Origin of the sequence: Cellulosimicrobium sp. ES-005 (genome assembly GCF_040448685.1) — a bacterium.
In the GTDB taxonomy this organism is placed as follows: domain Bacteria; phylum Actinomycetota; class Actinomycetes; order Actinomycetales; family Cellulomonadaceae; genus Cellulosimicrobium; species Cellulosimicrobium cellulans_G.
The window spans coordinates 4,083,903-4,100,182 of the sequence record NZ_CP159290.1; the positions used below are offsets into that span (position 1 = coordinate 4,083,903).

The 16,280-nt window shown below is 77.2% G+C and carries 17 protein-coding genes; 15 read left to right on the forward strand and 2 right to left on the reverse strand.

What is annotated here, in order from left to right; translation table 11 throughout:
* Position 1: 1 nt before the first annotated feature.
* The 7 genes from ABRQ22_RS18235 (at position 2) to ABRQ22_RS18265 (ending at position 8,065) form a co-directional block, all read left to right on the forward strand.
* Positions 2 to 1,462 carry a PLP-dependent aminotransferase family protein gene (locus ABRQ22_RS18235; protein WP_353707753.1) on the forward strand — a complete coding sequence of 487 codons (1,461 nt, stop codon included), beginning with the start codon at positions 2 to 4 and terminating at the stop codon, positions 1,460 to 1,462.
* Positions 1,463 to 1,537: 75 nt separating this feature from the next.
* Positions 1,538 to 1,861, forward strand: a complete 324-nt coding sequence (locus ABRQ22_RS18240; RefSeq protein ID WP_253055063.1) for a multidrug efflux SMR transporter — start codon at positions 1,538 to 1,540, stop codon at positions 1,859 to 1,861.
* Positions 1,862 to 1,866: 5 nt separating this feature from the next.
* Positions 1,867 to 2,472 (forward strand): TetR family transcriptional regulator, encoded by a 606-nt coding sequence (locus tag ABRQ22_RS18245; RefSeq protein ID WP_353707754.1) that lies wholly within the window; start codon positions 1,867 to 1,869, stop codon positions 2,470 to 2,472.
* Positions 2,473 to 2,530: 58 nt separating this feature from the next.
* Positions 2,531 to 3,247 (forward strand): DUF1345 domain-containing protein, encoded by a 717-nt coding sequence (locus ABRQ22_RS18250; protein WP_353707755.1) that lies wholly within the window; start codon positions 2,531 to 2,533, stop codon positions 3,245 to 3,247.
* A 57-nt stretch (positions 3,248 to 3,304) separates the two neighbouring features.
* Positions 3,305 to 4,306, forward strand: a complete 1,002-nt coding sequence (locus ABRQ22_RS18255; RefSeq protein ID WP_353707756.1) for an o-succinylbenzoate synthase — start codon at positions 3,305 to 3,307, stop codon at positions 4,304 to 4,306.
* Entirely contained in the window at positions 4,303 to 6,249 is a 1,947-nt protein-coding gene (menD, locus tag ABRQ22_RS18260; protein WP_353707757.1) for a 2-succinyl-5-enolpyruvyl-6-hydroxy-3-cyclohexene-1-carboxylic-acid synthase, read from the forward strand. The genes ABRQ22_RS18255 and menD overlap by 4 nt, the downstream gene beginning before the upstream one ends.
* A 97-nt stretch (positions 6,250 to 6,346) precedes the next feature.
* Positions 6,347 to 8,065, forward strand: coding sequence for a trypsin-like peptidase domain-containing protein (locus tag ABRQ22_RS18265; RefSeq protein ID WP_353707758.1), 1,719 nt, complete (start codon positions 6,347 to 6,349; stop codon positions 8,063 to 8,065).
* Between the two features lie 213 nt (positions 8,066 to 8,278).
* Here the strand turns inward: ABRQ22_RS18265 and ABRQ22_RS18270 are convergent, their stop codons facing one another.
* Both ABRQ22_RS18270 and ABRQ22_RS18275 read right to left on the reverse strand, forming a co-directional pair.
* Positions 8,279 to 8,761 (reverse strand): GNAT family N-acetyltransferase, encoded by a 483-nt coding sequence (locus ABRQ22_RS18270; protein WP_353707759.1) that lies wholly within the window; start codon positions 8,759 to 8,761, stop codon positions 8,279 to 8,281.
* A gap of 202 nt (positions 8,762 to 8,963) precedes the next feature.
* Positions 8,964 to 10,343 (reverse strand): isochorismate synthase, encoded by a 1,380-nt coding sequence (locus ABRQ22_RS18275; protein WP_353707760.1) that lies wholly within the window; start codon positions 10,341 to 10,343, stop codon positions 8,964 to 8,966.
* Positions 10,344 to 10,410: 67 nt separating this feature from the next.
* On the opposite strand from ABRQ22_RS18275, the gene ABRQ22_RS18280 reads away from it, so the two are divergent.
* The 8 genes from ABRQ22_RS18280 to ABRQ22_RS18315 all read left to right on the forward strand — a co-directional run bounded on the left by ABRQ22_RS18280 (position 10,411) and on the right by ABRQ22_RS18315 (position 16,227).
* The gene (locus ABRQ22_RS18280) at positions 10,411 to 11,106 is read left to right on the forward strand and encodes a demethylmenaquinone methyltransferase (protein WP_253055070.1); all 696 of its coding nucleotides are present in this window, start codon (positions 10,411 to 10,413) and stop codon (positions 11,104 to 11,106) included.
* Between the two features lie 143 nt (positions 11,107 to 11,249).
* Complete coding sequence (locus ABRQ22_RS18285; RefSeq protein WP_253055071.1) at positions 11,250 to 11,792, forward strand: alternate-type signal peptide domain-containing protein; 543 nt, start codon at positions 11,250 to 11,252, stop codon at positions 11,790 to 11,792.
* Between the two features lie 10 nt (positions 11,793 to 11,802).
* A complete protein-coding gene (locus ABRQ22_RS18290; RefSeq protein ID WP_253055072.1) occupies positions 11,803 to 12,369 on the forward strand; it encodes a hypothetical protein in 567 nt (188 codons plus the stop codon).
* Positions 12,366 to 12,842: a hypothetical protein gene (locus tag ABRQ22_RS18295; RefSeq protein ID WP_253055073.1), complete on the forward strand. Its 477-nt coding sequence runs from the start codon at positions 12,366 to 12,368 to the stop codon at positions 12,840 to 12,842. The genes ABRQ22_RS18290 and ABRQ22_RS18295 overlap by 4 nt, the downstream gene beginning before the upstream one ends.
* The gene (locus ABRQ22_RS18300) at positions 12,835 to 13,422 is read left to right on the forward strand and encodes a signal peptidase I (protein WP_353707761.1); all 588 of its coding nucleotides are present in this window, start codon (positions 12,835 to 12,837) and stop codon (positions 13,420 to 13,422) included. Before ABRQ22_RS18295 ends, ABRQ22_RS18300 begins: the two co-directional genes overlap by 8 nt.
* Positions 13,419 to 14,144 carry a hypothetical protein gene (locus ABRQ22_RS18305; protein WP_353707762.1) on the forward strand — a complete coding sequence of 242 codons (726 nt, stop codon included), beginning with the start codon at positions 13,419 to 13,421 and terminating at the stop codon, positions 14,142 to 14,144. The genes ABRQ22_RS18300 and ABRQ22_RS18305 overlap by 4 nt, the downstream gene beginning before the upstream one ends.
* Before the next feature lie 312 nt (positions 14,145 to 14,456).
* A complete protein-coding gene (locus ABRQ22_RS18310) occupies positions 14,457 to 15,758 on the forward strand; it encodes a geranylgeranyl reductase family protein (RefSeq protein ID WP_253055076.1) in 1,302 nt (433 codons plus the stop codon).
* A gap of 106 nt (positions 15,759 to 15,864) precedes the next feature.
* On the forward strand, positions 15,865 to 16,227 hold the full coding sequence (locus ABRQ22_RS18315; protein ID WP_047234407.1) for an NADH-quinone oxidoreductase subunit A: 363 nt from the start codon (positions 15,865 to 15,867) through the stop codon (positions 16,225 to 16,227).
* The last annotated feature ends 53 nt before the right edge of the window (positions 16,228 to 16,280 follow it).

Here is a 16,280-nt window from a genome sequence, read left to right on the forward strand (position 1 = left end):
GATGGTGACCCGGATCGAGCCCGACGCGCTGCTGCTCGCCCTCGGCCCGCCCCCCGGGCGCGACGTCGGCCGGTGGCTGCAGGCCGGTCTGCGCGCGGCCGTGGTGGACGGGCGCCTCGAGGCGGGCGCGGCGCTCCCGTCGAGCCGCGACGCGGCGGCGGTGCTCGGCCTCTCGCGCGGCACCGTGACCACCGCCGTCGACGTGCTCGTCGGCGAAGGGCTGCTCGTGTCCCGGCCCCGGTCGGGGGTGGTCGTCGCGGCGCTGCCCGCGCCGCCGTCGGGCCGTCCGGGGACGGCGGCGGGCCCGGCCGGTGCGGTGCCCGGCGCGGAGCCCGGACCCCGGCGGGCGTCAGGGGCGGCGCGGCCGGCGAGCGTCGGGACGCCCGACCCTGCGCTCTTCCCCCGCGCCGCGTGGGCGCGCGCCGTGCGCGACGGGATGCGGGGACTGGCCGACGCCGACCTGGGCTACCCGGACCCGCAGGGGCTGCCGGCGCTGCGCGAGGCGCTCGCGGTCCACCTGCGCCGAGCGCGCGGCGCCCACGTCGCGGCGGAGGACGTGGTCGTGGTGAGCGGGGTCGCGCAGGCGCTCTCCCTCCTCGCCCGGCTGCTCGTCGCGGGGCGGGTCGCGGGCGCGCGACCGGCGGGGCCCGTGCGCGTGGCGGTCGAGGACCCGTCGTCGCGCGGGGCGCTCGAGCTGCTGCGCGACGCCGGCCTGCGCACCGTCGGCGTGCCGGTGGACACGGAGGGTCTGCGCGCGGACCTGCTGCCCGACGACGCGCGCGCCGTCCTCGTGACGCCCGCCCACCAGTTCCCGCGCGGGGTCGTGCTCGGCCCCGCGCGACGGCGCGCCCTCGTCGCCTGGGCCGCGGCGGGCGACCGCCTCGTGCTCGAGGACGACTACGACGCCGAGCTGCGCTACGACCGGGAGCCGGTCGCCTCGGTGCGGGCCCTGGACCCGGAGCGCGTCGTGCTGCTCGGCTCCGTGTCCAAGCTCCTCTCGCCCGCGCTGCGGCTCGGCTGGGTCGTGGCGCCGCCGCGCGTCGTCGGGCCCCTGGTGGAGGCGAAGCGGCACGCGGACCTCGGGACGTCCGTGCCCGAGCAGGCGGCGCTCGCGGCGCTGCTCGGCTCGGGCGCCTACCAGCGCCACCTGCGCCGGGCCCGGCTCGTGTACCAGCGGCGGCGGCGCCTGCTGCTCGACGCGCTCGCGCACGCCCTGCCCGGGGTCGAGGTGGGCGGGGTCGCCGCCGGGCTCCATCTCGTCGTCCCGCTCCCCGGCCCGGCCGCCGAGCGCGCCGCGGTCGCGGGCCTGCACGCGGCGGGCGTGCCCGCCGAGCCGCTGAGCGGGACGGGGGTGGACCGCCACGAGGCGGGGGTGGTGGTCGGGACCGCGCGCGTGCGCGACGGCGACGTCGAGCGCGTCGCGCGCGTGCTCCGGGCGGCGGTCTTGACGGGTCCCGAGTAACTGGTACGTTAGTACCAGTTCTGCGCACGACGGCGGGCCCTGCCACCCGGTGCGCCGACCCGAGGGAGTCTCCCCATGGCATGGATCGTCCTCATCCTCTCCGGCATGCTCGAGGCCGGCTGGGCTCTCAGCCTCAAGGCGTCGCACGGCTTCACCCGGCTGTGGCCGAGCGTCGCGTTCGTCGTCATGCTCGTCCTGAGCATGGTCGGCCTGAGCATCGCCCTGAAGTCCCTGCCCGTCGGCGTGGCCTACGGTGTCTGGGTGGGGATCGGCGCCTCGCTGACCGCTATCCTCGCCGTCGTCCTGTTCGACGAGCCCGTCACGATCCTCAAGGTGATCTCCCTCGTGCTGATCGTCGCGGGGGTCGTGGGGCTCAACCTCTCCGGGGGAGGGCACTGACACCGATGCCGACCGAGACCGTCGACCCGCGACCCGCACCGCGTCGTCAGGCGCGCGGGGTCGCGCGCCGCGACGCGATCGTCCGCGCCGCCGCGGACCTCATCCTCCAGGAGGGCCCCGCCGCGGTGACCCACCGCGCCGTCGCGTCCCGGGCCGACGTCCCGCTCGCCGCCACGACGTACTACTTCACCGGGCTCGACGACCTCATCGGCGCGGCCGGCGAGGTCGTCGTCTCCGGGTGGGCGGACCACGCGCGAGGAGCCGCCGAGCGGGCCGCGCGGGGCGGGGACCGGGCGCGCGAGGACGCGCACGTGCTCGTCGACGCGGTCCTGCCGCCCGGCGGGGAGAGCGAGCTGCGCGGCTTCTACGAGCACCTCGTGGGCGCGGGCCGCTACCCCGCGCTCGCGCGTGCCTACGGCGAGGGCCGGCAGGGGCTCGACGACGCCGTCGCCCAGCTCCTCGCGGTGCGCGGGCTCGCGAGCGTGCCGCCCGCGCTGCTCGTCGCCGTGGTGGACGGCGCCGCGGTGAGCGCGCTGAGCGAGGGGCACGACGTGCGCGACCTCGCCCTGCAGCGCGTCCGCGAGCTCGTGGCCCGGTCGCGCGCGAGCTGACGACCGGCCGAGGACGGGTCGGGCACCGCGCCGGACGGTCGCGATAGCCTCGCGGGCCATGAGCCGTCGACCCGCGTCCACCCGACCCGCCCTGCGCGACCGCCTGGTCCCGGAGAGCGTCCGCTCGCTCACGTCGACCGGCGTCGCGCTCGTGCTGGGACCCCTCGCGGTCGTCCTCGCGGTCCGTCCGCTCGGGCTCGACGACGGCACCGCGCCCGTCGCGGCCGGCCTCCTCGTGTGGGTGGTGCTGTCGGGGCTGTACTGCGTGCTCACGTGCGTGGCGTTCGCCGGGCGTCGCGGGCCCGCGCTCGAGCGGGCGCTCGTCGCGGCGCACCCCGACGGCCGGGGCCGGGTGGGCACGTGGCTCCTCGGCGGGGGCTCGGCGGCGTGGTCGGTCCAGTTCGCGCTCATGGCCCTGCTCGTCGGGTTCGTGCTCGCCCAAGGGGTCGCGTGGGCCGCCGTCCCCGCGATCACGGTGCTCGGCGTCGCGGTGATCGTCGTGTCGTGGGTGACGGTCCTCGTCTCCTACTCCGTGCACTACGCCCGGCGCGACGTCGCGGCGGGCGACGGCGGGTTCGCGTTCCCGGGGCAGGGGCCGCGGGCCTTCGCCGACTACGTGTACCTCGCGGCGGGCGTGAGCACCACGTTCTCCACCGCCGACGTCACCGTGCTCGACACGGGGACGCGCCGGATGGTCACGACGCACGCCGTCGTGGCGTTCGCGTTCAACGCGGTGATCGTCGCGCTCGTGGTCGCGGTGCTCGTGAACGCCTGAGCGGCGAGCCGACGCCCCGCGACGTGGGGGAGCGTGCGGTGGCCTAGCCTGGAGGGCGTGCCCGACCGCCTCGAGACCGTCGTCTACCGGACCCCTCTGACCACGCGGTTCCGCGGGCTCGACGCCCGCGACGGCGTGCTGCTGCGCGGGGAGGCGGGGTGGGGGGAGTTCTCGCCGTTCTGGGACTACGACGACGCCGAGTCGTCCGCCTGGCTGCGGGCCGCCCGCGAGGCGGCCGACCAGGGCTGGCCCGCCGCCGTCCGCGACCGCGTGCCCGTCAACGTCACGGTCCCCGCCGTCGGGCCGGACCGTGCGCGCGAGCTCGTCGCCGCGTCCGGCGGGTGCCGCACCGCGAAGGTCAAGGTCGCCCAGCGCGGACCCGACGGGACGCTCGAGCCCGTGGCCGCGGAGGTCGCGCGCCTCGGGGCCGTGCGCGACGCGCTCGGCCCGGGCGGGCGGGTCCGGGTCGACGCCAACGGTGCGTGGGACGCCGAGGAGGCCCTGCGGCGCCTGCCGCTCCTCGACCGGGCCGCCGGCGGGCTCGAGTACGTCGAGCAGCCGTGCGCGGACGTCGCCGGGCTGGCGGCCGTCCGGCGCGGGCAGCCGGGCGACAGGGCCGTGCCCGTGGCCGCGGACGAGTCGGTCCGCCGCGCCGAGGACCCGCTCGCCGTGGTCCGCGCCGACGCGGCGGACGTCGTCGTCCTCAAGGTCCAGCCCCTCGGCGGCGTGCGCGCGTGCCTCGACCTCGCCGACCAGGTCGGGATCCCCGTCGTCGTGTCGTCCGCGCTCGAGTCGTCCGTGGGCATCGCCGCGGGCGTCGCGCTCGCCGCCGCGCTCCCCGAGCTCCCGTACGCGTGCGGCCTCGCGACGGTCAACCTCTTCGCGGCCGACGTCGTGGACCACCCGCTCGTCCCCGTCGACGGCGCCCTGCCCGTCGTCCGCCCCGAGCCCGCCGCCGCGGCGCTCGCGGCCACCGCGCCCGACGACGAGACGGACCGCCGCTGGCGCGAGCGGCTCGACCGCGTCGCCGGCCTGCTGCTCGCGGGGGGTGCCCGGTGACCGCGCCCGTGGGCACGCCCGGCCCGGGCGCCGGCGCCCCGCCCGGCGGCGCGGACCTCGACGCTCTGCTCGACGGCCTGGACGCCCAGCCGCCGGCGGTGCGCAGCGCGTTCGTGCTCGTGCACCGGCTGCTGCACGAGGGCGTCGCCGACGTCGTCCTCGCGCCCGGGTCGCGCAGCGCGCCGCTCGCCTACGCCCTCGCGGCGGCGTCCGACCTCGGGCGCCTCACGCTGCACGTGCGCGTCGACGAGCGCGCGGCCGGCTTCCTCGCGCTCGGCCTGTCGCGCGGCACCGGGCCGGTCGCGCGCGGCGGCGTCCCGCTGCCCCGGCCCGTCGCGGTCGTCACCACGTCCGGGACGGCCGTCGCGAACCTCCACCCCGCGGTGCTCGAGGCGCACCACACCGGCGTCCCGCTCGTGCTCCTCACCGCCGACCGGCCGCACGAGCTGCGCGGCACGGGCGCCAACCAGACGACGCACCAGGCCGGGATCTTCGGACCGGCCGTGCGGTTCGCCGCGGACGTCCCCGCGCCCGACGGGCGCCCGGGCGAGGTGCGCGACCTCCTCGCCGTCGCGACGCGTGCGCTCGCCGAGGCGGTCGGCGCCCGCTCGGGGCACCCCGGCCCGGTGCACCTCGACCTCGCCTACCGCGAGCCCCTCGTCCCCGACGCGGCGCCCGGCTCCGACGCGCCCGCCACGGACCCGCGCGGCGTCCGCGCGGCCGTCGTGCTGCCGGCCGCGGCGCCGCCCGAGCCGGTGGAGCCGCAGCCGGGCGGTGACGCCGCTCTCCCCGGCGTCGCTCCCGTCGCCGTGCCGGTCCCCGGCGGGCGGACCGTCGTCGTCGCGGGCGACGGCGCGGGCCGGGCCGCGCGCGTCCTCGCCGAGGCGCGCGGCTGGCCGCTGCTCGCGGAGCCGTCGTCGGGGGCGGCGGGCGGCCCGAACCTGGTCGCCGCGCACGCGCTCGTGCTCGGGGTCGACGAGCTCGTGGACGGCGTGGAGCACGTCGTCGTGCTCGGCCGGCCGACGCTCTCGCGGCCCGTGCAGCGCCTGCTCGGGCGGCCCGACGTCGAGGTGAGCGTCGTCGCACCGGGCGCCGGCCCGTGGCCCGACGCCGCGCGCAACGCGTCGACGGTCCTGACGGCGGTGCCCGACCGGTGGCTCGACCCGCGCCCGGGCGCCCCGGACCCGTCCGGGCCCGTGCCCGGACCGGCGTCGGACCACGCGACCGACACGGGCTGGCTCGCGCGCTGGCGCGCGGCGTCGGCGGCGGCCGTCGAGGTCGTCGCCGCGGCGACCGACGGGTCGCTGACCGACGGCCCGAGCGTGGCGCGCGCCGTGGTCGGCGCGTGCGGGCCGGACGACCTGCTCGTGGTCGGGTCGTCCAACCCGGTGCGGGACTTCGCCCTCGTGCTCGGCCTCGACGCGGACGCCCCGCGCGTCCTGGCGAACCGCGGCCTCGCCGGGATCGACGGCACCGTGTCGACCGCGCTCGGCGCGGCGGTCGCCACCGCCCGGCCGCACCGCCGCACGCGCGCGCTGCTCGGCGACCTCACGTTCCTCCACGACGCGGGCGGGCTGCTGCGCGGTCCGCACGAGCCGCACGTCGACCTGCAGCTCGTCGTGGTGAACGACGACGGCGGCTCGATCTTCGCGGGCCTCGAGCCGGGCGCCCTGGGGGAGACGTCCGCGGTGGCGGGGCGCACGTTCGAGCGGGTGTTCGCGACGCCGCACGGCGCGAACCTCGCCCAGCTCTGCGCGGGGTACGGCGTGGACCACCAGCTCGTGCAGGACGTCCCCTCGCTGCGGCACGCGCTCGCGGCCCCGAGCCACGGCGTCCAGGTGCTGGAGGTGCACGTGTCGCGGACGGACCGGCGAGAGGCCGGCCTGCGCCTGGGCGAGCGGGTGCGCGACGCCGTCCGCGCGGCGCTCGCGGCGGACCGCTGACGACGGCGCCCAGAACTCGCAGCGAACTCCCAGGCTCGTTCAAGCCTCGTTCAAGCGCGGCGGTGTGAAGTAGTGGGCAGAACCGAGGAGGCCCACCATGACGAACACCCCGGGCACGGAGCCCACCCCCACCACGCCGGCCCCCGACGCGCCCGCGTCGACGCCGGCCGCCACGCCCGCCGCCACGACGCCCGCCGCCGCCGAGCGTGCCGCGTCGGTCGCTGCCGAGACGCCCACCGCGGCGCCGACGCAGCCGCTCGCCCCGGTCGCCACGACGCAGCCGCTCCCGCCGACCGCGGCGCACCCGACCGCGCACCCGACGCAGCCGCTCGAGGCGCCGCAGCACGTGCAGCACCTCACCACGCCGCAGCCGGCCCCGACGGCGCACACCGCAGGGACGGCGATGCCCAACCCGTACGCGCGTCCCACGCAGCCCGGGCCGCACGCGCCGTCCGGCAGCTTCGGGCCGCCGCCCGCGCCGCCGGTCCCGACCGCGCAGGGCGCGGCGGACGCCCCGAGGCGCCGGCGCACCTGGGTGCCGGTCGTGAGCGCCGCCGCCGCGGCCGCGGTCCTCGCGAGCGTCGGCACCGCCGGCCTCACGGGCGCGTTCGGCGCCGACCAGGACTCCGCGTCGCTCGCCGACGTCGGCCAGCGCCAGGAGAGCACGGCCGCGCCCGTCTCCGACTCGTCCTCGCAGAACCCGAACTGGGAGTCCGTGACGAAGGCCGTCGCGCCGTCGGTCGTCGCGATCCAGGTGCAGACCTCGCAGGGCGGCGCCGAGGGGTCGGGCGTCATCATCGACGACAAGGGCCACGTGCTCACGAACAACCACGTCGTGTCCGGGGCGGAGAACGACACCGTCCAGGTGACGCTCAGCGACGGCCGGCTCTTCGAGGCGAAGATCGTCGGGCTCGACCCGGCGACGGACCTCGCCGTCGTGCAGCTCGTCGACGCGCCCGACGACCTGCAGCCCGCGACGCTCGGCGACTCCGACGACGTGAGCGTCGGCGAGTCGGTCCTCGCGGTGGGCAACCCGCTCGGCCTCGCGAACACCGCGACGACGGGCATCGTGTCGGCCGTCGACCGGCCGGTCTCCGCGTCGGGCGAGGACGGCGGCACGTCCGTCGTGACGAACGCCATCCAGATCGACGCCGCGATCAACCCCGGCAACTCCGGCGGCCCGCTGTTCGACGCGCAGGGTCGCGTCATCGGCATCACGTCGTCGATCGCCACGCTGTCGGGCGGCGGGACCCAGTCCGGCTCGATCGGCCTCGGGTTCGCCATCCCGGTGAACCTCGCGAAGTCGATCAGCGAGCAGCTCATCGAGAACGGCACCGCCGAGCACGCGTTCCTCGGCGTGACGCTCGCGGACGCGACCGCGACCGCGGACGGCGTCACGCGTCGCGGCGCCGAGGTCCAGGAGGTCACCGACGGGTCGCCCGCGGCCGACGCCGGCATCCGGTCCGGCGACGTGATCGTCGCGATCGACGACCACGCCGTCGGCGGCGCCGAGTCGCTCACCGCGTTCGTGCGCGAGCGCGCCGCGGGCGCGAAGTCCACGCTGACGGTGGTGCGCGACGGCAAGACGCTCGATCTCGACGTCACGCTCGCGACGCGTCCCGCGGACGACGAGACCACCGGCCAGGGGTCGCAGGGCGGCCAGGGGCAGCTTCCCGGCCAGGACGGTCAGGGGCAGCTCCCCGGCCAGGGCGACCAGGGTGGCGAGCAGGGCGGCGACCAGGGTCAGCAGACCGACCCGACGGACCCGGGCAACGTGCCCAACCCGTTCGACTGGTTCTTCGGCGGCCAGGGCTGACCCTGACGGGCACCCCGCGAGGGGCGCCCACGATCTGCGGGGGCGGGTCGTCGTGCCGGCACGCGCGACCCGTACCCCGCGCCACGTCCCGTCGCGACCTCTGACCGCGACGGGCGGGTGACCGGACCACGGACGTCCCCCCGCGGACCGGGTACCGCACCGAGCGGCCGGCACGGATCCCCGTGCCGGCCGCTCGTCGTCGGTCCGGACTGCTCAGTCGGTGGCGGCGCTCGGCGCCCACGGTGCGTCGCCGCCCGCCGCGGTCGGCGCCGCCGGTGCCTCCACGCGCTTGGTGAAGAAGCCGGCGGTCTCGGCGTAGCCGCCGGAGACGTAGAACTCCTTGGAGAGCCCGGTCGCGAGCCCGACGCGGCGTGCCCCGACCTCGGCGGCCCACTCCTCGGCGCTCTCGAGCAGGTGGCGGCCGATGCCCTGGCGGCGGTGCTGCGGGAGGACCGCGACCTCCTCGACCCGGCAGACGACGCCGCTGGACGCGAAGGTCAGGTGCCGGTTCGCGAGCAGGTACCCCACGACGCCCTGGTCGGGCAGCTCCGCGACCGCGAAGTACGTGTCGAGCGCGGCGAGCAGCGGGCCGAAGGACCGCTCGAACGCCTCCCGCTCGGGGTCGTGGCGAGGCAGCTCCAGGACGAGCGGCCACACGGCGTCGCGGTCGGCGACGACGGCCCGGCGGACGAGCACGCCGGACGGGGCGGTGGGACGAGGACGGGAAAACTGGGAGGAGTCGGACACCTCCCGAAACCTAGCAGCGCCGCGGGCGCCGGGCCCGGTCGTCCGGGTGGCGGTCGAAAGTCGGCGGGGGTGACGTTCCGCACGCAGGCACGCAGGCACGCAGGCACGCAGGCACGACCGCCCGGACGAGGCGGACGGCGCGCCGCGGACGTCAGGCCCCGCCGAGCGCGTAGCGCATCGGCTCGAGCTTCGCCTCGGACTCGGCGACCTCGGCCGCCGGGTCGGAGGCCGCGACGATCCCGCAGCCGGCGAACAGCCGCACCGACCGGGGGTCCGTCGCCGAGAGCTCGGCCGAGCGCAGCGCGATGCCCCACTCGCCGTCGCCGTCCGCGCCGAGCCACCCGACGGGCCCGGCGTACCGGCCGCGGTCCATGCCCTCGATCTCGCGGATGAGGTCGCGCGCGACGCTCGTCGGCGTGCCGCACACGGCCGCGGACGGGTGCAGCGCCGCGGCGAGCGCGAGACTCGTCGGCCCGGGACCGGTGCCGGCCGACAGCGAGCCCGGCGCGCTCGTCCCGCGCGCGAGGACCGCGGTCACGTCCGACGCGAGGTGCATGACGTTCGGCAGGTGCAGCACGAACGGCGCGTCGGGGACGTTCATCGACGAGCAGAACGGGGCGAGGGCCTGCGCGACCGACCGCACGGCGTACTCGTGCTCCTCCAGGTCCTTCGACGACCGGGCGAGCTGGGCCGCCCGCAGGAGCGCCTCGTCGTCGGACAGCCCGCCGCGGCGGATCGTCCCCGCGAGCACGCGCGAGGTGACGAGACCCTTCTCGCTGCGGACCAGGAGCTCGGGCGTCGCGCCCACGAGGCCGTCGACGGAGAACGTCCAGCACGCCTCGTACGACGTCGCGAGCCGTGCGAGCAGCCAGCGCGGGTCGACGGGCTCGGCCGTGTGCGCGACGACGTCCCGCGCCAGCACGACCTTCTCGAGCGCGCCCGACCGGATGCGCTCGACGCCCTCCGCGACGACGGCGGCCCAGTCGTCGGCCCGCAGCGCGCCGTCGTGCCACGCCACGGCGCCGGGCGCGGTGACGGGAGCGCGCGGCGTGCGGCGCAGCGCGTCCGTCGGGGAGGACGACAGGGAGCCCGCGGTGTCGACGGTCGTGAGCCACGCGTGGCCGTCGCGCCGGCCGACGACGACGCGCGGCACGACGAGCACGCCGCCCGCGCGGACCGGGTCGTGGGCGTCGTCGCCGGGGGCGGAGTCGTCGAACGCGAACGACCCGAACGCGACCGGACCCGTCCCGGGCAGCCCCACCTCGTCGCGCACGACGGCGCGCGCGAGCGTCTCGTGCCACGCGGCCTCGGCGTCGGCGAACCGGCCCGGTCCCCACGTCTCGAGCCGCAGCGCCTCGCCCCAGCCCACGATCCCGTCGCCACGACGCACCCAGGCGAGCGGCCGCGCGTCGGGCAGGAGGTCGACGAGGGCGTCCAGGCCGCCGGGCAGGTCGGGGATCCGGGTGGTCCGCACGACGATGCTCGGCCGAGGTTGGGGCTGTGCGGCCGTGGCCGACGGTTCTGCAGTCATCGCCTCCCAGCGTAAGCCGCGCGCGCGGGTGCGCCCTGCGGTGCGGGGACGTGGAAGCATGGGCCGCATGCCCCGCGCCAACCTGGACAAGAAGCCCTCCGAGGTCGCGTCGATGTTCGACGGGATCGCCTCGCGCTACGACCTGACGAACGACATCATGTCGTTCGGCCAGGACCGTGCCTGGCGCCGGGCGACGGTGCGCGCGGTCGGCGCGCTGCCGGGCGAGAAGGTCCTCGACCTCGCGGCGGGGACCGGGACGTCGTCCGAGCCGTTCGCCGACGACGGGGTGCGCGTCGTGCCCTGCGACTTCTCGCTCGGCATGCTCCAGGTGGGCAAGGAGCGCCGGCCCGACCTGCCGTTCGTCGCCGGTGACGCGACGCGCCTGCCGTTCGCGGACGGCACGTTCGACGCCGTGACGATCTCGTTCGGCCTGCGCAACGTCGTCGACACCGAGGCGGCGCTGCGCGAGATGCTGCGCGTCGTGCGGCCCGGCGGGCGGGTCGTGATCTGCGAGTTCTCGACCCCGACGTGGGCACCGTTCCGCGTCGTGTACCAGGAGTACCTGGTGCAGGCGCTGCCGCGCATCGCCGCCGCGGTGACGCGCGAGGGCGGCTCGTACGAGTACCTCGCGGAGTCCATCGCCGCCTGGCCCGACCAGGTCGGTCTCGGCCGGCTCCTGCTCCGTGCGGGCTGGGAGAAGGTCGCCTACCGCAACCTCTCCGGCGGGATCGTCGCGCTCCACCGGGGCACGCGCCCCGCCTGACGCCGTCGCCGGAGCGGTCCCGGCGACACCGAATTCACCCGTCCCGAGCGGCGGCTCCCCATGCCGGTCCGCGCCGTCCGGCCTACCGTCGAGGGACGAGCGCGGCCGAAGGGGGCCCGCGCGCGGCATGACGGGGGCACGACATGGAACGTCTGACCAAGGGTGCGCTGGCGATCGGGGCGGGTGCGCTGCTCCTCCTCGGAGGAGCCGGGACCTACGCGCTGTGGTCCGACTCGCAGGCCGTCGCCGAGGCGGGGGACATCAGCTCCGGCGACCTCGACCTCGCGCTGGGGACGGCCGCCTGGACGCTCAACGGGACCGCGGTCGCGGACGTCACGGCCGTCCGCATCGTCCCGGGCGACGTGCTGGCGCTCAGCCAGCCGATCACGGTGACCGCGATCGGCGACTCGCTGCAGGCGACCCTCGCCGTGAGCGGCACGGACGGCCTCACGGGCGACCAGGCGCTCGTCGACGCGCTCGACGTGGCGTTCGTGCTCGACGGGCCGCCGGCGTGGGCCACCGCCAACGGTGACGGGACGTACGAGGTCGCGCCGTCGACGGCCGCCTACCCGGCGGTCGACGCCGACGTCACGCTGACGTTCGACGCGGCCACCGCCGACCAGGTCGCGACGAGCTCCGTGGTGAACCTCTCGAGCCTGACGTTCACGCTCGAGCAGCACCTCTGAGAGGACCGCGGTGGGGGTCGACCTGTCCCGCCGCCGCGCCCGGGTCGCACGTCGTCGCGCCCGACCCGGTCCGGGCGGCGCGGGCGGACGCGTCGCGCACGGGCGGCGCGGTGCCGTGCGCGCCCTGGTCGTGCTCGCGCTCGCCGCGCTGCCGCTCTCCGCGGGTGCGGCGTGGGCGACGTGGTCGGCGTCGCAGCCCGTGAGCGGTGCGGACGTGCGGTCGGGCTCGTTCGGCGTCGAGACGTCGTGGCAGACGTTCCCCGACCTCACGGCGATGCTGCCGGGCCAGTCCCGCGACGGAGTGGTCGCCGTCACCCACACGGGCGACGGCACGTGGCGCTACCGGCTCGCGGTGGCCTACGAGGGGACCGTGCGGCCCACCGTCGCGTTCTACCCCGGGGCGACGTGCACGGGGACGGCCCTGCCCGCCGGGGCACTCAGTCCGCAGACGTACGCGCGCGGCGCGACGACGCAGGTGTGCGTCCGCTACACGCTGCCCGCGGGGAGCCCGAGCGACTGGCAGGGCCAGAGCGCCCAGGTCGCGGTGACGGTCACGCTCGAGAGCAGGCCGTCGTGACGCGCGGCGCCCGGCTCCGGGTGGTCGCCGCGCTGGCCGTGGCGCTCGCGCTCGTCGGCGGCCCGGCCGTCGCGTGGTGGACGGCGAGCGGGTCGCTCTGGACGACGGCGTCGGCGGGGACGATCCCCGCCCCGACCGGGACGACGTGCGCGACGACGGGCACCAACCTCGCGCGGAGCGCGACCGTGCGGTGGACCGCGCCGACGCCCGCCCCGGCCCGCTACCGCGTGACGATCGCGGGAGGCGGGCAGTCCACGACCACCGAGACCACGGCGACGCAGCTCGTCATCACCGAGTCGCTGCTCGGCGGGCTCCTCCAGTCGATCCTCGACCTGCTGCTGGGCGGCACGATCCTGCAGGTCAGCGTCCAGTCCGTCCACGCGTCGGGATGGGTCTCGGTCCCGAGCAACGCGGTCGCGGTCCGCGGCGCGCTCCTCGCGGGCACCGGGCTCTCGGGGGTCTCCTGTGGCTGAGCGGCCCCGCGGCGGGCGGCACCGCGAGCGCGGCGCGACGCGGCGGCACGGGCCGCTCGCCCGGGCGCTCGGCGTGCTCGCGCTCGGGTGCGCCGTCGCGCTCGCGCTCGTGGGGGTCGTCGTGCCGCTCGTGCTGGGGGCGACGCCGTACACGGTGCTCACCGGGTCCATGCGGCCGACGTACGCGCCCGGGACGATGGTCGTCGTCCGGCCGGTCGACGTCGCGCGCGTCGCGCCGGGGGACGTGGTCACGTACCAGCTCGTGTCGGGCCGGCCGGAGGTCGTCACCCACCGGGTCGTCGGCGTCGGGGTGGGGGCCGACGACGAGCGGGTGCTCACGACGCAGGGCGACGCCAACGCCGCACCCGACCCGGAGCCCGTCCGCCCCGTGCAGGTCCGCGGGTCGGTCGTCTACGCGGTCCCGCTGCTCGGGTGGGTGAGCTCCGCGGTGTCGGGGGACACGCGCCGCACCGTCGCCGTCGTGGCCGCCGCCGGGCTCCTCGGGTGGGGCGCCTGGCAGGTCGCGGCGGGACTGCGCGAGCGCGCGCGGCGCCGCAGGACCCCGGCGGTGGTCCCGTGAGCCGCGGCGCGGGCCGAGGGCCGCTCCGTGCGCTCGCCGGCGTGCTGCTCGCGGTCGTGCTCGCCGGGCCGGGCCAGGCGGCGGTGGGGGCGACGGCGGGCACCTCGGTGGGGGCGACGTCGGGCACCTCGGTGGGCACCGGCGCGGTCGCGGCGTCGGGGGAGGAGGACGCGCTCCGGCTGAGCGCCGACGGCGCGACGTGGGCGACGGGCCTCCCGGCGTCCCTGTTCGGTCCGGACGCGCTCGTCGTGCCGGGAGCGACCGTCGCGCGCGACCTGTGGGTCCGCAACGACGGCCCGACGGCGGCGCGCGTCCTCGTGGACCTCGCGGCCGACGTCGACCCGGCCGTCGTGCGGACCGGGCTCGGCGCGTGGCTCGACGTCCGGCTGGACGGCGCGGCGCCGCGCGCCGCGACCTGGGAGGGGCCCGTCCTCGATCCCGGGGAGGTGGGCCGGGTGGAGGTGAGCGTCGCGATGTCGGCGGACGCGCCGTCGTCCACGCGCCGCTCGGTCGCCGGCGTGCTGGAGACGGTGCACCTCGTGGGCGTCCCGGGCACCGGCCCGGCGCCCGCCCCGGGGGAGCCGCCGTCGACCGGCCCCGGGCTGGCCCGCACCGGGGTCGACACGTGGTGGCTCGCGACCGCCGCGGCGCTCGCAGCCGGGGCCGGCCTGGCGCTCGCCCGGCTCGGGCGGGCCCGGGCGGCGTCGTCCGACGGTCGTTGACCTGCGGCGACGCGCGCCCGCCGCCCGCCGTGCGTCCCGCGGCGGCGCGGGGAGGCTAGGCCATGGCCGCTCCGGCCCCCTTGCCCGCCGGTCCCGATCCACAGGGTCGGGAGTCGTCGCGCGGGAGGACCTTCGTCACAGGATCTCCCAGGGAAGGGTCGCCTTGCTACACATCCCGCGTCGGGAGTGACTAGAGTGGCGATGTCCATTGTGACCGACTTCACAAGGACCGTGGGTGCGCCGTGTCCCGACCCGGGTCACGGTGGACCACCACGAGGTGTGTCCCGACGACCGGACGGTGAGGTGAGCACGGTGGGCGCGAGGCTCGACGACGCCGACGTCATCGTCGTGGGCGCGGGCCCGGCCGGCTCCGCGGCGGCCCACTACTGCGCCGCCGCCGGGCTGAGCGTCCTCCTGCTGGAGAAGTCGTCGTTCCCGCGCGACAAGATCTGCGGCGACGGCCTGACGCCGCGCGCGGTCGCCGAGCTCGTGCGCATGGGCGTGCCGACCCGCGCCGAGGACGGCTGGATCCGGAACCAGGGCCTGCGCGTCGTCGCGAGCGGCCGCTCGTGGGAGCTCGCGTGGCCCGACCTCGCGTCGTACCCCAGCTACGGCATGGCCCGCGCGCGCCACTCGTTCGACCGGACCCTCGCCGAGCACGCGCAGCGCACGGGGGCCAAGCTCCTGGAGCGCACCGCGGTCACCGGCCCCGTGCTCGACGAGCGCACCGGCCGCGTCGTCGGCGTCACCGCCCGCCCCGTGGACGACAAGGGCCGGCGCGCGGGCGACGAGGTCACCTACCGCGCGCCCGTCGTCATCGCGGCCGACGGCGTCTCGTCGCGCTTCGCGCTCGCGCTCGGCCTCGCGCGGCGCGAGGACCGCCCGATCGGCGTCGCCGTCCGCACGTACTTCCGCACCCCCCGCCACGACGACCCGTGGATGGAGTCCCACCTCGAGCTGTGGGACGGCACGCCGCGCGAGTCCAACCTGCTGCCCGGCTACGGCTGGATCTTCTCGCTCGGCGACGGGACGGCGAACGTCGGGCTCGGCTCCGTGAGCTCGACGCCGGCGCGCCAGTCCGCCGCGAACGTCGACTACAAGGACCTCTTCGCCACCTGGATGCGCAACGCGCCCGCCGAGTGGGAGTTCACGGAGGAGAACCGGCTCGCCCCGGTGCGCGGCGCGGCGCTGCCCATGGGCTTCAACCGCACGCCGCTGTACACGCGCGGCGTGCTGCTCGTCGGGGACTCGGGCGGCATGGTGAGCCCCTTCAACGGCGAGGGGATCGCCTACGCGATGCAGGCCGGGCGGGCGGCGGCCGACGTCGTCGCCCAGTCCCGCGTGCGGCTCACCGACGGCGGTCGCGAGCGCGCGCTCCAGACGTACCCGCGGATCATGCGCCGCGAGCTGGGCGGCTACTACACGCTCGGCCGGTACTTCGTGAAGCTCATCGAGCACCCCGAGATCATGCGGATCTGCACGCGCTACGGGCTCCCGCGCCCGGTGGTCATGCGGTTCGTCCTCAAGCTCCTGTCCGACTGCTACGAGCCCCGCGGCGGCGACTGGGTCGACCGCGTGATCGCGGGGCTGACGAGGGTGGTGCCCTCGTCATGAGCCCACGAGGTGGGCCCGCAACGACGCGGGCGCTCGCACCACCCAGAGGTCTTCCCGGACACCGCCCGGGCGTTCCCGTCCCGAGCCCCCACTCGAGGAGTACGCGATGACCAACCCGTACGTACCGCTTCTCGTCCTCATGGGCGTGGCCGCCGTGCTGGCTCTCGGCGGTGTCGCCGCGAGCGCGGTCATCGGCCCCAAGCGGTACAACCGCGCCAAGCTCGACGCCTACGAGTGCGGCATCGAGCCCACGCCCCACGCGATCGGCGGCGGGCGCTTCCCGATCAAGTACTACCTCGTCGCCATGACGTTCATCGTCTTCGACATCGAGGTCGTCTTCCTCTACCCGTGGGCGGTCGACTTCGCGACGCTCGCGACCTTCGGCCTCGTCGCGATGCTCGCGTTCCTCGCGCTCATCACGGTCCCGTTCGTCTACGAGTGGCGGCGGGGTGGTCTCGAGTGGGACTGAGCAGGCGACCGATCGTCCGCGGCAGCCGGCACCGGCGAGAGAACTAGGAGAAC

What these genes read in the sequence shown, in the direction of transcription:
- ABRQ22_RS18235 (WP_353707753.1), top strand. Translation starts at nt 2, where the DNA reads ATGGTGACCCGGATCGAGCCCGACGCGCTGCTGCTCGCCCTCGGCCCG.
- ABRQ22_RS18240 (WP_253055063.1), top strand. Translation starts at nt 1,538, where the DNA reads ATGGCATGGATCGTCCTCATCCTCTCCGGCATGCTCGAGGCCGGCTGG.
- ABRQ22_RS18245 (WP_353707754.1), top strand. Translation starts at nt 1,867, where the DNA reads ATGCCGACCGAGACCGTCGACCCGCGACCCGCACCGCGTCGTCAGGCG.
- ABRQ22_RS18250 (WP_353707755.1), top strand. Translation starts at nt 2,531, where the DNA reads ATGAGCCGTCGACCCGCGTCCACCCGACCCGCCCTGCGCGACCGCCTG.
- ABRQ22_RS18265 (WP_353707758.1), top strand. Translation starts at nt 6,347, where the DNA reads ATGACGAACACCCCGGGCACGGAGCCCACCCCCACCACGCCGGCCCCC.
- ABRQ22_RS18275 (WP_353707760.1), bottom strand. Translation starts at nt 10,343, where the DNA reads ATGACTGCAGAACCGTCGGCCACGGCCGCACAGCCCCAACCTCGGCCG.
- ABRQ22_RS18280 (WP_253055070.1), top strand. Translation starts at nt 10,411, where the DNA reads ATGCCCCGCGCCAACCTGGACAAGAAGCCCTCCGAGGTCGCGTCGATG.
- ABRQ22_RS18285 (WP_253055071.1), top strand. Translation starts at nt 11,250, where the DNA reads ATGGAACGTCTGACCAAGGGTGCGCTGGCGATCGGGGCGGGTGCGCTG.
- ABRQ22_RS18315 (WP_047234407.1), top strand. Translation starts at nt 15,865, where the DNA reads ATGACCAACCCGTACGTACCGCTTCTCGTCCTCATGGGCGTGGCCGCC.